The organism is Rummeliibacillus pycnus (assembly GCF_044359855.1).
Lineage (GTDB): Bacteria > Bacillota > Bacilli > Bacillales_A > Planococcaceae > Rummeliibacillus > Rummeliibacillus pycnus_A.
Genome location: NZ_CP132291.1, coordinates 2,312,236 through 2,327,211, shown reverse-complemented (window position 1 = coordinate 2,327,211; position 14,976 = coordinate 2,312,236). Strand labels below are relative to the sequence as shown.

The 14,976-nt window shown below is 35.2% G+C and carries 14 protein-coding genes; 8 read left to right on the top strand and 6 right to left on the bottom strand.

The window, feature by feature from the left end:
• Nucleotides 1–101: 101 nt before the first annotated feature.
• The 3 genes from Q8X41_RS11330 to Q8X41_RS11320 all read left to right on the top strand — a co-directional run bounded on the left by Q8X41_RS11330 (nt 102) and on the right by Q8X41_RS11320 (nt 2,128).
• Nucleotides 102–1,181 carry an AI-2E family transporter gene (locus tag Q8X41_RS11330; protein ID WP_397536448.1) on the top strand — a complete coding sequence of 360 codons (1,080 nt, stop codon included), beginning with the start codon at nt 102–104 and terminating at the stop codon, nt 1,179–1,181.
• Nucleotides 1,182–1,434: 253 nt separating this feature from the next.
• A complete protein-coding gene (locus Q8X41_RS11325) occupies nt 1,435–1,902 on the top strand; it encodes a hypothetical protein (RefSeq protein ID WP_397536447.1) in 468 nt (155 codons plus the stop codon).
• Nucleotides 1,903–1,954: 52 nt separating this feature from the next.
• Nucleotides 1,955–2,128 carry a hypothetical protein gene (locus Q8X41_RS11320; RefSeq protein ID WP_397536446.1) on the top strand — a complete coding sequence of 58 codons (174 nt, stop codon included), beginning with the start codon at nt 1,955–1,957 and terminating at the stop codon, nt 2,126–2,128.
• Nucleotides 2,129–2,358: 230 nt separating this feature from the next.
• Here the strand turns inward: Q8X41_RS11320 and Q8X41_RS11315 are convergent, their stop codons facing one another.
• Nucleotides 2,359–3,357: an anion permease gene (locus tag Q8X41_RS11315; RefSeq protein ID WP_397536445.1), complete on the bottom strand. Its 999-nt coding sequence runs from the start codon at nt 3,355–3,357 to the stop codon at nt 2,359–2,361.
• A gap of 15 nt (nt 3,358–3,372) precedes the next feature.
• A complete protein-coding gene (locus Q8X41_RS11310) occupies nt 3,373–3,993 on the bottom strand; it encodes a DUF47 domain-containing protein (RefSeq protein WP_397536444.1) in 621 nt (206 codons plus the stop codon).
• Between the two features lie 243 nt (nt 3,994–4,236).
• Between Q8X41_RS11310 and Q8X41_RS11305 the strand changes: the two genes are divergently transcribed.
• From Q8X41_RS11305 to fumC, 4 genes are all read left to right on the top strand, one after another.
• Complete coding sequence (locus tag Q8X41_RS11305; protein WP_397540254.1) at nt 4,237–4,764, top strand: hypothetical protein; 528 nt, start codon at nt 4,237–4,239, stop codon at nt 4,762–4,764.
• An 18-nt stretch (nt 4,765–4,782) separates the two neighbouring features.
• The gene (locus Q8X41_RS11300) at nt 4,783–6,318 is read left to right on the top strand and encodes a flotillin family protein (RefSeq protein ID WP_397536443.1); all 1,536 of its coding nucleotides are present in this window, start codon (nt 4,783–4,785) and stop codon (nt 6,316–6,318) included.
• A 236-nt stretch (nt 6,319–6,554) separates the two neighbouring features.
• Nucleotides 6,555–7,097: a PCYCGC motif-containing (lipo)protein gene (locus tag Q8X41_RS11295; protein WP_397536442.1), complete on the top strand. Its 543-nt coding sequence runs from the start codon at nt 6,555–6,557 to the stop codon at nt 7,095–7,097.
• 160 nt (nt 7,098–7,257) lie between these two features.
• Nucleotides 7,258–8,640, top strand: coding sequence for a class II fumarate hydratase (gene fumC, locus Q8X41_RS11290; RefSeq protein ID WP_397536441.1), 1,383 nt, complete (start codon nt 7,258–7,260; stop codon nt 8,638–8,640).
• A 148-nt stretch (nt 8,641–8,788) separates the two neighbouring features.
• Here the strand turns inward: fumC and Q8X41_RS11285 are convergent, their stop codons facing one another.
• Complete coding sequence (locus Q8X41_RS11285; protein WP_397536440.1) at nt 8,789–9,637, bottom strand: LysR substrate-binding domain-containing protein; 849 nt, start codon at nt 9,635–9,637, stop codon at nt 8,789–8,791.
• A gap of 108 nt (nt 9,638–9,745) precedes the next feature.
• On the opposite strand from Q8X41_RS11285, the gene Q8X41_RS11280 reads away from it, so the two are divergent.
• Nucleotides 9,746–10,726: a YeiH family protein gene (locus Q8X41_RS11280; RefSeq protein ID WP_397536439.1), complete on the top strand. Its 981-nt coding sequence runs from the start codon at nt 9,746–9,748 to the stop codon at nt 10,724–10,726.
• Nucleotides 10,727–10,851: 125 nt separating this feature from the next.
• Here the strand turns inward: Q8X41_RS11280 and Q8X41_RS11275 are convergent, their stop codons facing one another.
• The 3 genes from Q8X41_RS11275 to efeO are packed head-to-tail and all read right to left on the bottom strand — an operon-like array spanning nt 10,852 to nt 14,723.
• Nucleotides 10,852–12,585 (bottom strand): FTR1 family protein, encoded by a 1,734-nt coding sequence (locus Q8X41_RS11275; protein WP_397536438.1) that lies wholly within the window; start codon nt 12,583–12,585, stop codon nt 10,852–10,854.
• Nucleotides 12,560–13,843, bottom strand: coding sequence for an iron uptake transporter deferrochelatase/peroxidase subunit (efeB, locus tag Q8X41_RS11270; RefSeq protein WP_397536437.1), 1,284 nt, complete (start codon nt 13,841–13,843; stop codon nt 12,560–12,562). Before efeB ends, Q8X41_RS11275 begins: the two co-directional genes overlap by 26 nt.
• Before the next feature lie 7 nt (nt 13,844–13,850).
• Nucleotides 13,851–14,723, bottom strand: a complete 873-nt coding sequence (gene efeO / locus Q8X41_RS11265; protein WP_397536436.1) for an iron uptake system protein EfeO — start codon at nt 14,721–14,723, stop codon at nt 13,851–13,853.
• Nucleotides 14,724–14,976 lie beyond the last annotated feature (253 nt).

The following is a 14,976-nucleotide window of genomic DNA, read 5'->3' as shown; positions in this document are numbered from 1 at the left end:
TCCTTTTTTGAAGTGTGCATTTCCAGTTTCTTAGAGTATGAAGTATACTTGAACTATGAAAATAATACTTAGATAAAATATGTAGAAGGTAGTGAAGTTAATTGACAAAAAAACTATGGTTTCAAGCGGGTGTTGGTATACTTCTAGCATTGCTAATCGTGAAGTATTTCCTTGAAATCAAATCCCTCTTTTACCCAATCGTGGCTCTTTTAAGTGCAATATTCGTCCCACTATTAGCAGGCGGGATTTTATATTATGTAACAGAGCCGATTCAACGTTTCCTAGAAAAAAGAAAGTTCCCACGTTGGGCAAGCATATTAACAATTATTTTATTATTATGCTTAGCTATATATGGTTTCATAGCTATTATTGTCCCGCCTATTACTGCGCAAATTAATAATTTGGTAAAAGCGGCTCCAACATTAGCAAATGAATTAACAGATATGGTCGATACTGTATTAAAGAATCGTGAAAATTTCCCTACTCAATTAAATGATGCGATTAAAGGTGTAATGAATTCTATTCAAGGTTATGCAGTATCTACTAGTAAGTTTTTAGTTCAGTTTATCTCTAGTATCGTTTCAGGTGCATTTGTATTAATCCTTGTTCCATTTTTCTTTATCTACATTTTAAAGGACCACGAGAAATTTGCACCAAAAGTTTATAATCTATTTACCGGATCACGTCGTGAATGGATTAAGAAAACATTGGCAGAAATCGATGATGTACTTCGTAATTATATCCAAGGACAATTATTGATTAGTTTAATCCTAGCAACCATTATTTTCATCGGATATAAAATAATCGGGCTTGAATATGCAATATTACTAGCTCTCTTGGCGTTCTTTATGAATATGGTACCTTTCATAGGACCATGGATTGCACTTGTTCCTGCCGTAGTAGTTGGATTTTTACAGGATCCGATACTAGCTGTTTGGGTATGTGTCATAACACTTGTTGCACAACAAATAGACAGTAACTTTATCACACCAAATGTAATGGGGAAATCGCTAGATATCCATCCTTTAACTGTTATTACGATTATTTTAGCAGCAGGTAATATTGCAGGATTTGTGGGGATATTAATAGGAGTGCCAATGTATGCAGTAGGTAAAGTTGTTGTGAAAAATATATATGAGCATCGGAAGGACATTCGTTCAACAGCCACAAAGAATGTGTAAGTGAGATTTTAAAAACCTTCGATGAGCATCGCCAACAAACAGGTGTGGCTACAAGAGCTGAAATTCATGCGAAGATTTTGTGCGTATGATTGACTATATTTGACTACATTAATGAGACTATTAAAAGAAAGATTTCGGTAACGAAATAGGCTGTGGAAATTATGCAGCCTATTTCGTTCTTTTCGGTTTTAAGCGATTAAAAATGGGGATAATGGTATACTAAAAAAGACTGTTAAGGACAAAGGAGTATACTATGCTAACATTTGAACAAAAACAACAAATCATTGAAAGTTTCTCAGAACTAACACGCAAAGAAATTTCAATGAATCGCTTAAATTATCACTTTGAAGGTAGCCAATTCGAAAAAAAAATCGTTGTAGAAAAACTACATCCAAATGGCAATGGCTTCGTCTATGTTGGGGATTTACTTCGCTATAATGCTGATGAAAGAGGTCTAGTCAATATTCGTGACTTCTCAGAACAAGAACTACGCGAGGTAATTGAAGATTCTATTATGTATTTATCCGAAGTTGATGAACCTGTTGAAGAAGTGAAAATTGAGCAAATTTGGCGTAATCGCACAGGCGATCAATTACTTCTAGTAAATGATGCACCCTACTGGAACATTTATCATGGTTTTAACTTAGAAGAAAGTTTCGGCACACGTGATGATGCCGAAGACTATTTATTTGCAGAAGGATTTAAACCATCTAATAAATAATTACCGCTTGCAATAATAGAGCTTATTAGCAAGATTAGAAGGGGTGAGGAAGATGTCTGGAAAAAAGGCGACATTAATAGTTATTGGAATTGTTCTTGTTTGCATGATTCTAATCTTCTTGTCAATTTTTGCTTTTTTTAAAAATAATCCACATCAACCTAATCAAAAATCATTAGGTTTGACACCTGAAGTGGCACAGACAATTATCTCAAATTCAAGATATTAATCTTTTGCAAAGGGGATTTTTGCTATGCAGCAAATTTTTGTAAAAGCTACAGATTAGTTGGCATCAATGCTATTCCAATTGACAATGAGTGAAGTTCGTTCAGCTGCCAGTTGATATCGTAAGAATTTTAGATAAAATAAAAAGATTCTATGCGCTAATGCGGTAGAATCTTTTTTTGAGAAGACAAAAAATCTGTAAGCTTTTGAAAGATTTTTATCATATTGTTTTAATTACATAAATAGATTAAAGATGGTGAAGATTAATCCGCCTAACAATATAGCTATAGGTAATGTAATTACCCAAGTAATGACGATTCTTCGTGCAACACCCCAGTGTACACCTTTAGCATTTTGAGCAGCACCTACACCCATAATTGAAGAAGAAATAACATGAGTTGTAGAAACTGGCAATCCTAAACTAGTGGCACCGTAGATGATGATAGATGAAGATAAGTCAGCTGCAACCCCATTAACAGGGCGGATTTTCATGATTTTACCACCAACGGTTTTAATGATTTTATAACCACCGATAGAAGTACCTAGTCCCATTGCAGCGGCACAAGATACACGCACCCACATAGGTACATCATCCCCAGATTGAAATCCTGCTGCGATTAAGGCCATTGTAATAATCCCCATTGATTTTTGAGCATCATTCGTACCGTGTGTAAAAGCTTGTAGAGCAGCGGTGAGTATCTGTACTTTCCGGAAACCCTTATTAGAACGGTATAAATTTAAGTTTTTAAATAAAGCTTTAAATAAGGACATCATCAAGAAACCAATGATGATTGCGATAAATGGTGAAAAAAGTAACCCTTTAAGAATTTTGATAAAACCAGCAAAGTTAATAGCAGAAAACCCAGCAGCAGCAATTGCAGCACCAGCTAATGAGCCGATTAAGGCGTGTGATGAGCTGGAAGGGATACCGAAGTACCACGTAACTAAATTCCATATGATTGCTGATAATAATGCCGCTAAAATAATGTATATTCCATTATTCAGGGCAAATGGATCAACAATATCTTTTGCTAATGCTTTAGCAACGCCAGTGAATGTAACTGCACCGATAAAGTTCATTGTTGCAGCTAAAATTATTGCAACTCGAGGCGAAAGTGCACGTGTTGAAACAGTTGTAGCAATGGCATTTGCAGTATCATGAAAACCGTTTATGAAGTCGAATGCTAGCGCGAATATAACAACAAGAACGGTTAAAATTATTATAGTATCCATGTGTTTCTACAGCTCCTATGCATTACGCATTATAATAGTATCCATTGAGTTGGCAACATTTTGGCAATAGTCAGCAACTTCTTCAAGTTGTTCGTAAATATCTTTAAATTGAATAATGCGGATAGGATCTTTTTCATGTAAGAATAATTGTTTAATTGAAGTACGTAATACTTCATCACATTTACGTTCATAATCCTTAATGAGAATGGCATGTTCACGCATGTTAATTAATTTTTTGTTTGTCAAATGTTCCATAGCAGTAGCGATTTCATCAGTGCTAAGTACAATATATTTTAGGAAATCTCTCATATAATCATCAACTTCAGTAAGTGAGAACATTTCGAAGTGTGCGATACAGCCTTCAATGCCATCTAAGACATCATCCATACGTACAGCTAATTCTAAAATATCTTCACGTTCAATTGGTGTCATAAATGATTTATTTAACTTTTGGATTAAATCATGAATTAATGAATCTCCATCCGTTTCGTATTTCTTAAGTGTTACACTAAGCTCTTTCAGGTCTGCAACGCCTGTAATTTTGAAATCATCAGCGTAGTGAGTTGCTTCATTTACATTTTGAGCAATTTTCAACAATGCAGTAAAGAAAGGGTCTTCTTTTTTTGAGCTAAACATATAAAGCCTCCTAATTCGTATATAAATCACCGAAAATCTAATTTTGAACGCAACTATAATCATATCAAATCGTGAAAAAAATCCCTATAATAATCATATGAAATTCAACAAAATTTACATTCCTGTAACATATAGAATGTGCATAATGATTGAAATAATAATCAGAAAAAAATGAAACTTTTTTGTATATCATCCGTATTACATATTGAATGAGATAAGTAATTATTTAAGGGGGTGAAGATGATTGACATAAATTCTTGGTCCGTTGAACAGTGGTATTTGTACTCATTTATATTTTTAGCTATTTGTATGGTTTTATATCTATTCTTTGGTGATATTGTCGATGGAGTTGGAGAAGGAATTCCATTTTTTAATCCAACTGTTATTTTAGCCTTTTTAACTTTCTTTGCAGCACTTGGTTTTATCATCGAAATATTTACATCATTGAATAGTATTTTAATTGGTATTATTTCTGCAGTTCTTTCATTAATATTAGATCTTCTACTTTATTATTTCATCTTAATTCCATTAAAATCAGCCGAAGTATCAATGGCTTATACCGATGAATCTTTGGGTGGGCAAGTAGGAAAAGTAATTGTTCCGATTCCTGTTGATGGCTTTGGTGAAGTAATAGTCGAGACAGTAAATGGTATCATCTCAAAACGTGCCACAAGCTATGATAATGTGGCCATACCATATGATTCAAAGGTACTCATCGTAGAAGTTACAAAAGGAACTTTATATGTTAGAGAATATGAGCCGTTATTTTAAAAAATAGGGGGAATTGAAATGTTACCATTATTAATTGTCGGTGGGATAGTAGTTGTTATTTTGTTAGCAATTATCGGAGTTTACGTAACAAAATATCGCACAGCAGGTCCAGATGAAGCATTGATTGTAACAGGAAGTTATTTGGGCGCAAAAAATGTACATACGGATGAAGCAGGGAATCGTATTAAAATTATCCGTGGTGGAGGTACATTTGTATTACCTGTATTCCAACAAGCAGAGCCTTTAAGCTTATTATCAAGTAAACTAGAAGTGACTACACCAGAAGTTTATACAGAACAAGGTGTACCTGTAATGGCTGATGGGATTGCAATTATCAAAATCGGCGGATCTATTGCAGAAATTGCCACAGCAGCTGAACAGTTTTTAGGAAAACCGAAAGAAGAACGCGAGAATGAGGCAAGAGAAGTATTAGAAGGTCATTTGCGTTCTATTCTAGGTTCAATGACAGTAGAAGAAATATATAAAAACCGCGATAAATTCTCACAAGAAGTGCAACGTGTTGCTTCTCAAGATTTAGCGAAAATGGGTTTAACGATTGTATCCTTCACGATCAAAGATGTACGGGATAAAAACGGTTACCTAGATTCACTTGGGAAACCTCGAATTGCACAAGTTAGACGTGATGCGGATATTGCCACAGCAGATGCAGAAAAAGAAACACGTATTAAGCGTGCAGAAGCTGATAAAGAAGCTCAAAAGGCAGAACTTGAACGTGCTACTGAAATTGCCGAAGCTGAAAAAGAAAATCAACTAAAAGTGGCTGAATTCCGAAGAGAACAAGATATTGCAAAAGCACGTGCCGACCAAGCTTATGAGTTGGAAACTGCACGTTCAAAACAAGAAGTAACTGAGCAAGAAATGCAAATTAAAATTATTGAACGTCAAAAGCAAATTGAATTAGAAGAAAAGGAAATTTTACGTCGTGAGAAACAATATGACTCAGAAGTGAAGAAAAAAGCGGATGCAGATCGTTATGCAATTGAGCAAAATGCAGCAGCTGAAAAGATGAAGCAATTGGCACAAGCAGATGCAGAGAAATACCGAATTGAAGCAAAAGCAAAAGCTGAAGCTGAGAAAATTCGCTTAGATGGTATGGCAAAAGCAGATTCTGAACGAGCACAAGGGGAATCAGAAGCCGAAATTATTAGATTAAAAGGTTTAGCAGAAGCTGAAGCGAAACGTAAGATTGCAGAAGCTTTTGAACAGTTCGGCCAAGCAGCTGTATTAGATATGATTATCCGAATGATGCCGGAATATGCAAAACAAGTAGCAAGTCCATTATCTAATATTGATCAAATTACAGTTGTTGATACTGGTAGTGGTGAAGGTGGCGGAGCCAATAAAGTAACAGGTTACGCAACGGATTTAATGGCTACATTACAAGAAACATTAAAAGCATCATCAGGTATTGATATGAAAGAAATGCTAGAAAATTATTCTGGCAAGTACACAATCCGTCCAAGTATTGAGCGTTTAGCTGATGGTGTAAAGCAAACAAATAATGCATCAACCGCTGCTACCACTGAAGATTAATAAATAAAAAGATTGCTCGATTAGGTCAGCTATAACTGACTTAAGAGCAATCTTTTTTTGTTGTAAATCAATAAATTGAATAGTGTAGGATAGCTAAAATAGTTGATTGGCAAATCACATAACAGGAAATTCTAAAGTTAGAACGTCAATAAGCTCTATCTTTGAATTGTCATTACTATATTATATTATACCCTGCTAAGGTATAATGAAGAAAAAAGGTCTAAAGGGGTATTAAAGTGAAGAAAAAATGGTTATCAGTATTACTAGCAGGTACAATGCTTCTTGCAGCTTGTGGCAACAATACAGATGAGACATCAAAAGAAAACCATACAGATCTTAATCATGCACAAACAACAGAAACAGCACACACAGATCACGCAAAACATCAACGTACATTAGCAAATGGTGATATTCAAGAGGAGACTGCATCACGAGATGTACTACCTAGTTTTTTAGATGATAAATCAAAAGATTTAAAGTTGGTTTATCAAGCTGCAGGAAAAGCTACTGATGTATTAAAATGGATGCCCTGCTATTGTGGATGTGCGGAAAGTGCAAATCATAAAAGTAACTTGAATTGTTTTATTAAGGAAGTAAAAGATGATGGTGCAGTTGTCTGGGATGATCACGGGACACGCTGTATTGTCTGTGTAGAAATTGCGATAAAATCAATTAAACAAGCGCAAGAAGGGGATTCTCTTAAAGAAATCCGTCAACAAATTGATCAAGATTATAAAGAGGGCTATTCAAAACCAACTCGAACACCTATGCCATCATAGATCATGCACGCTACAGTCTTTATTTGAAAGTTTGAAATTCACTTTTTCACAAGGTTTTTACTATGTTCCGATCAGAATAGCAGACAATTGAAGAGGAAAGCGCTATCATAAGAAATGAGTGGGAACAAAACTCGTAGCAAAAGAAATGGAGATGAACAACTTGGAATATCGTATTGAACATGATTCCATGGGAGAAGTAAAAGTACCTGCAGAACATAAATGGGGTGCTCAAACGGAGCGTAGTAAACAAAACTTTAAAATTGGTTCTGAACATATGCCTATCGACTTTATTCAAGGCTATGCATTACTTAAAAAATCAGTAGCAAAAGTATGTGTTGAACTTGGTACATTATCTCAAGTAAAATCGGATGCGATTGCTTATGCAGCTGATGAAATCATGGCTGGTAAATGGGACAACGAATTCCCACTAGTTATTTGGCAAACAGGTAGTGGTACTCAAACCAATATGAACGTTAACGAAGTAATTGCTCACCTTGGTAACGAATACCTTGAAGCCAAAGGTAGTGAAGAACGCCTACACCCGAATGACGATGTGAATAAATCTCAAAGCTCGAACGACTCGTTCCCGACTGCAATTCATATTGCAACTTCAATTGCAGTAGAAAAGAATTTAATTCCCGCTTTACGTCAAATTAAAGCAACTTTAAAAGCAAAATCTGAAGAATTTATGCAACTAATCAAAATTGGTCGTACACACTTACAAGATGCGACTCCTTTAACATTAGGTCAAGAAATTAGTGGCTGGTTACACATGATCGAAAAATCAGAAGAAATGATTGAAGAAAGTTCTAAACATATGTTAGAACTTGCAATCGGTGGTACTGCAGTAGGTACTGGTTTAAATACTCCTGACGGCTTCGATGAAAAAGTAGTTGCTGTATTAGCTAAAGAAACAGGTCTAAAATTCGTTGCATCACCAAACAAATTCCATGCACTAACTTCTCATGACCAAATGGTAACAGCTCACGGTGCTATGAAAGCTCTAGCTGCAGACTTGATGAAAATTGCCAACGATGTTCGCTGGTTAGCTTCAGGTCCTCGTTCTGGTTTTGGTGAAATCTCAATCCCAGAAAACGAACCAGGTTCATCAATTATGCCAGGTAAAGTAAACCCAACTCAATGTGAAGCTGTTACAATGGTAGCTGTACAAGTTATGGGTAATGATGTAACTCTTGGTTTTGCTGCATCTCAAGGTAATTTCGAATTGAATGTATTCAAACCTGTTATTCTTTATAACTTCATGCAATCTGTTGAATTATTATCTGACGTAATCCGCAGCTTTGATGAACATTGCTTACAAGGTATTACTGCTAACGAAGATAAACTTGAACACTTCTTAAACAACTCACTAATGTTAGTAACTGCTCTTAACCCATACATCGGTTATGAAAATGCAGCAAAAATTGCTAAACATGCACATAAAAACGGTCTAACATTAAAAGAAGCAGCTCTTGAAACTGGTCTTCTAACAGAAGAACAATTCAACGAATGGGTTGTTCCAAGCAAAATGATTAAATTCTAAAACTTATTGTGGTTTTGATTATACATTTCACAATACATTAAATTCGTATAGATATGTTAAAAAGGAGTTGTCCAAATATAGCACATTTGGCAACTCCTTTTTCCTTGATATATCCACTTTGATACTATGCTTTTTCACAGGGACTTTTTTATTTTTTCAAAAACTCAAGAAATGTCTCGGTTGTTTTTGAAAGGAATGGCGTATTGAGATGAATGGCATGGAAGTCACGATTATAATTGTATTTATCCTTTAAAACAATCTGTAACTTGTTTAACTGCATTTCGTTTTTAATTGTCCATTCAGAGAGTAGTGCAACACCTAGACCATTTACAACGGCTTCTTTTATGAGCTGTGTGCTACCAAATTCTAATATACGATGAGGTACAATATTATGTTCCTTTATAAAATGTTCGAATGCTTCACGGGTACCAGATCCCTGTTCTCTAATAATCCATGTTTGATCATTTAAGTTATGCACAGTTTGTTCAGACTTTGCAACAATGACCATATGATCTGTTGCAATCTTGTGCATAACTATTCGTTTAATGGGAATAGAACCTTCAATTATCCCCAAATCTAAAGTTTGATTAATGATCTTATCAGCTATCTCTGTTGTATTATCGATACATATACGTGGATATACTTGTGGATAATCTGTTAAAAATGCAGCTAAACATTTGGGTAGAAGGTATTCACCATATGAATAACTTGCACCAAGTAGTAATTCACCAGCAACATGATTCGTCAGATCGTCCAATGCTCGATTCATTTTTGTGGATAACATGTTTATTTCTTTTCCATAGTAGATCACAATTTCCCCAGCTTTAGTAAGTTGTATCTTTTTTTTTGAACGATCAAAAAGCTGCACGTTTAGTTCTTCTTCTAAACTTTTTATATATTGGCTGACAGCCGGCTGTGTCATATACAACTCTTCTGCAGCTCGTGAAAAATTCATATGCTTTACGACAGTTAAGAAAATCTGTAGTTTATCAGCCATAGACCCTCCTATAAGTAAATACTTATGGTTTTAATAATAATCATTAATTATCTTTTTGATTAGCTACATTCTATCATGATTATAGAAAACAAAATAGGAGATGAGATTATGCAACTATCTGGAGGGGTTATTAAAGGAGTAGCATTTACCATTGTTATAGCGATTGTATCGTATTTCCTAAGCAAACTTCCATTCTTGAATTATTTAGGGCCATTGGCAATTGCTATAATTATTGCAGTTATTATTAGAAATACACGACCTTATCCACAGCAGTGGAAAAGTGGAATCGATTTTTCAGCTAAGAAAATTTTACGGTTTGCAATTATCTTATATGGAATACGATTAAATATTGCTGTTGTAGCAAATGAAGGACTTCCATTGATTGTTCGATCAGCAGGGGTCATTGTAGGTACAATCTTATTAACAGTTTTTATTGGGAAATTATTAGGCGTAGAAGAAAAGTTAACGATGCTATTGGCATTTGGTACAGGAATCTGTGGAGCAGCCGCTATAGCTGCAGTTTCGCCTATTGTAAAAGCTAAAGAAGAAGATACAGCCATGTCGGTTGGTATGATTGCTTTAATGGGAACCATTTTCTCCTTAATTTATCCAACTGTTGGTCATTTGTTGAACCTAACGCCAGAAGCTTATGGGTACTGGTCAGGATATAGTTTACATGAAATTGCACACGCTGCATTAGCAGGAGCCGCATTTGGTGATGCTTCACTAACTCCAGCTCTATTGGCAAAACTAAGTCGTGTATTATTATTGTTCCCGGTAACATTATTGCTTGTAGGGTTTATGAAAATTAAAAATGGGGGAACAGGTCAAAAAGCTTCTTTTCCATATTTCTTATTAGGATTCTTAACTGTTTCAGCCCTAGGTACGTGGGGTACACAACAAGGATGGCTTAGCGAAGGAATGCAAAATATAATCGCTCAAACAGGTACTTTCTTTTTAGCTGTAGCAATGGCTGCATTAGGAATGTCAGTTGACTTAAAAGAATTAAAAACAAGAGCTTTAAAACCACTTATCATGTTAACGATTGTATCGGTGATTTTAAGTTCTGTCGTGTTGGCTATTATTTAATTAATGTTTTGTATATAAGGGATAAATGGAAGACTTTGATTTAATTGATTTGAATCGTTAAGAACGCGTATAACAAAAAGAAAGAGCTAACGAAAATTTGTCGTTAGCTCTTTACTATGTTTGATTTATTTATGTTCGTTACGCTTTTTATAAATAACTGTTAACACAACTAAAACAAGTACAACAACTTGCCCTACAATGGTTTCAACTGTTGGATAAAATCCAATTGAAGCCGATACAGGTAATCCGTTAAGAATATGGGAAGGTAAAATATCTAAAAGTTGTAATTTGTGAATGCTGACACCAATAATTTTGAATGCCAGAATGTAAATTAATATAGTTGCAACTGCAAAGAATCGATGTACTGGGATTTTGCCACTAGCACGTAATAATAAGAAAGCTACAACAGCTAAAATGGCGATTGCAACACCGATTCCTAGAGTGAAGCTAGATGTTGACATATTCGGTGCAATTCCCATATAAAAGATTAATGTTTCAGCACCTTCGCGGAATACAGAAAGGAAACTGATAAAGGCCATTGCCCACATACTTTGTTTTGACATAGCATGGTTCATTTGTTTTGAAATATAAGCATTCCAAGATTTAATATTGGATTTGCTATGCATCCAAACACCAATACCGATCATCATAGCAGCAGCAATTAAACCTACATAACCTTCAATCATTTCACGGCTTGTATTGATCGTTCCAGAGTTAAAAATAGTTGACATTAAAATCGCTAAAACAGCACTTAAAGCAATACCAATGCCTGCCCCAATATAAATCCATTTTTCCATATGACGCTGATCGGATTTTTTTAGGAAAGCAATTAAAGCAATGATAATTAATAATGCTTCCAAGCCCTCACGTAGTAGGATTAATGCTGAATCCCAAAAACTATAATTTTGGTCACCTTGAATAAGTTGAATTTGTTGTTTAAAGTGATCAAGTTGAGACTTAATATTTTTTGTATCAACTTTGTCCTTCATCAAGTCACTGGCGATAATTGGCATATCACTTTCGATACTCGTATAAAGACCTGCATTCTTTGTGCGAATGTCTCCTTCAACATTTGGCCAAGTAGTGATGAATTTTTTGATCGTTGCAGAAGCTTTTGAATAATCTTTGGCATCAATTTGCGTTTTTGCTTCATCGATTAAGTCAACTAATGACTGTAAAGAGAAAGTACCTTTAGCAGTTGAAGCGACTTTCTTACCAGCCCCAAAATCTGTTATGGCTTTTTGTAGTTCGTTATATTGATCTTGAATTGCATCAATATTTGGTTTTTCATCAGAAAGTGCAATACGTATGAAAGACATTTTCGTTTCAATTTTACCGTATGCAGCAATATCGTATTCGCGTACTGGTGTTTCTTTTTTCTTCCAGAAGGCATTAAAGTTATTATAAGCTGTTGTAAGTTTCTCAACATTACCTTCTTTGATCGCTGCTTGTAATTGATTAAGTGCAGGAGTCATTGCAGTGGCGAAAGCCTTTCTTTCGGCCTTTTCGTCAACCGGGTTTTCAGCTTTTTCAAGAGCTGTTAATGCTTTTGAAAGTGCTGAAAGTGCAGTTAAACGATCATCTTTTGAAGATGCGTTTTGTGCCTCATCCAACGCTTGAGTAACAGCTTTTGCTTCTTTTGAATTTTTGTCGTTTGCTTGATTCCAATCTTTTTCGAAAGTTTGGATTGCGTCTTTTGCTTTTGCATCGTCACCTTGTTTGGAATTCATAATTGCATCGCTAATGGAAATATACAGATGACTGTAAGATTCCGCAGCAGCTACAGGATGAATTGCTGTTAGTGTAACAAGGAGAAGGATTATTGCAAATTGACTACAACGTATTAAATAATGCTTCACCTATATAACTCCCTTTTTTAATGCCAGGGAAGCAAGCAAAGACACCGCTGCCTCGATGGGTAATATATTCATTTAATTTATCCAAACGACCAAGGTTGTTTTGGATTTTAATAAACTGATCAGGATTTTTTTGGAATGATACAAAGACTAATCCGGCATCATAAGAACCTGTTGAATCTACAATACCTGATGAGTAAGAATAAGAACGTCTCATGATTCGGGCTTTGGATTGTTTTGCAAGGAATACATGTGAGTTTTCTGGCACAATATAGTTGCCATTCTCATCTTTACGTTCAATGTCCATAGCATCAAATTCATTTTTCTTACCAATTGGAGCGCCGCTATCACGATGGCGACCAAAAGTATTTTCTTGTTCTTTTAATGCTGTACGATCCCATGTTTCTAAATGTAATTGAATACGACGGACAATTAAATAAGAGCCACCAGTCATCCATGGTTTAGACTCGCCGGATTGTACCCAAACAACCTTATTCATATCTTTTTCACTTGATGTAATTGGATTTTCAGTACCATCTTTAAATGCAAATAAGTTACGAGGAGTTTGTTTTTTACCATTTTCAACAGGGAATGAGTTAAAGCCTGCTTGTGACCATTTCAAAGAAACTTTTCCTGATGCAGCTCTAATTAAGTTTCGTACTGCATGGAATGCAACTTGAGGATCATCCGCACAAGCTTGAATGCAAATATCTCCACCTGTATAGGCCTCTTCTAGTTGGTCTTTTGGAAAATGGGGAAGGTCTTTTAGTTCTGTTGGTTTTAGAGATGCGAGGCCAAGTTCTTTTTTATCAAATAAAGAAGGTCCTACACCAAATGTAATTGATAAGTTACGAGCATCAAGTCCTTTTGCTTCGCCTGTATCTTTTGGTGGAAGCATGCCATTCTTGTATTCCGCACCAATTGTTTCGCCATTCATCATGTGAACAGCAAGAGGTGTCCACATTTTAAACAACTCTTTCAGTTCTGCTTTTGAATTAACTAAAACATTTAAAGAAGCAAAGTAGATATGGGTTTGTACAGCAGTATCAATTCCTGATTGATGCTTACCATAAAAGTTTACTTTGTTGGTTGCGCTATTATCATCATCCAAGAAAACATCTTTACCAAATGCTTTTAAAATTCCTCCCATGCCAGATGCGCCAATAGCTATACCAGCAGCTCCAGCTCCTGTCATTTTCAACATTTGTCTGCGTGTGATTTTTTTATCAAATAGTTTTTCATCATTATGTGTTTTAGTCATTGATTACTCACTCCATAATAATTCCCATTTGACTTAATGGTTCACCTAAGTGATTAACAGCTTCCGATAAAGCCTTTGTATCGTCTTTAGTTAGTTTTGTATATGAAACATAACCACCGTTTTTAGTTTCATATTTTGCTAACAAGTCATTTACTGCTTTGAATTTTTCGGTTAAATCTTTTGCTAATTTAGGATCTTTATCTGTAATTTGATCCTCTAAAATGGTAAAGATTTTTTCTGCGCCTTCAACATTAGCTTTGAAGTCATATAAGTCAGTATGAGAATAGATTTCTTCTTCACCAGTAATTTTTGATGTAGATACTTCATTTAATAAGTCAACAGCACCAGTCATCATAAGGTCTGGCGTTACATCAACAGTTTCCACACGTGCACGTAATTCTTTTGAGTCAGCAAGTAATTGGTCAGCTGTTTTTTCATAGCCTTTTGTTGTGTTTTCTTTCCAGAGACCGTATTCGATTTTGTGATAACCAGTCCACTCTTCTTCACCTTGTCCTTCTGCTTTTAAATCTGCAAGACGAGCATCAATTCGAGGGTCAAGGTCGCCGAAGCTTTCTGCAATTGGTTCTGAACGTTCAAAATACATACGAGCAGTAGGGTAAATTTCTTTTGCCTTTTCTACATCGCCAGCTTTTACTGCTTTAACAAATTTTTCAGTTTCAATTGTGAATTTGTCCATTTGGTCCATTGCGAATTCTTTGTAAGCATCGATTTCTTTTTGTAATTTAGGTGATGTTGTGGGACCTGTTGTTGCTTCTGTTTTCGATTTGGAATCCTCTTTTTTAGCAGTATCTGAACTATTGCAGCCTGTCATGACAACGCTTCCTGCTAATAGTATGGCTACTAATGATTTTGTTTTCATCTATATCCTTCTTTCTATTGAATCATTTCACGTTTCAGTTTCACTAATAGTAATGATAATCATTATCAATAAAAAAATCAATAGAATTGGGGAAAAGAATTATAAAAGTGAGTATTAACATATGAATCTACAAAATTGTATTATGTATTACTTGAAAATAAGCATGGAATTTTTGCAATACTTTCCCATGTGAATCAATTTCATAATTCAAAGATTTAATAAAATACACGAACATTAAATAAGGCGATGGGCC

Excerpts from the sequence above, each read along its gene's own strand:
- Q8X41_RS11325 (WP_397536447.1), top strand. The coding sequence starts at position 1,435 with ATGCTAACATTTGAACAAAAACAACAAATCATTGAAAGTTTCTCAGAA.
- Q8X41_RS11315 (WP_397536445.1), bottom strand. The coding sequence starts at position 3,357 with ATGGATACTATAATAATTTTAACCGTTCTTGTTGTTATATTCGCGCTA.
- Q8X41_RS11320 (WP_397536446.1), top strand. The coding sequence starts at position 1,955 with ATGTCTGGAAAAAAGGCGACATTAATAGTTATTGGAATTGTTCTTGTT.
- Q8X41_RS11300 (WP_397536443.1), top strand. The coding sequence starts at position 4,783 with ATGTTACCATTATTAATTGTCGGTGGGATAGTAGTTGTTATTTTGTTA.
- Q8X41_RS11280 (WP_397536439.1), top strand. The coding sequence starts at position 9,746 with ATGCAACTATCTGGAGGGGTTATTAAAGGAGTAGCATTTACCATTGTT.
- Q8X41_RS11310 (WP_397536444.1), bottom strand. The coding sequence starts at position 3,993 with ATGTTTAGCTCAAAAAAAGAAGACCCTTTCTTTACTGCATTGTTGAAA.
- efeB (WP_397536437.1), bottom strand. The coding sequence starts at position 13,843 with ATGACTAAAACACATAATGATGAAAAACTATTTGATAAAAAAATCACA.
- Q8X41_RS11285 (WP_397536440.1), bottom strand. The coding sequence starts at position 9,637 with ATGGCTGATAAACTACAGATTTTCTTAACTGTCGTAAAGCATATGAAT.
- efeO (WP_397536436.1), bottom strand. The coding sequence starts at position 14,723 with ATGAAAACAAAATCATTAGTAGCCATACTATTAGCAGGAAGCGTTGTC.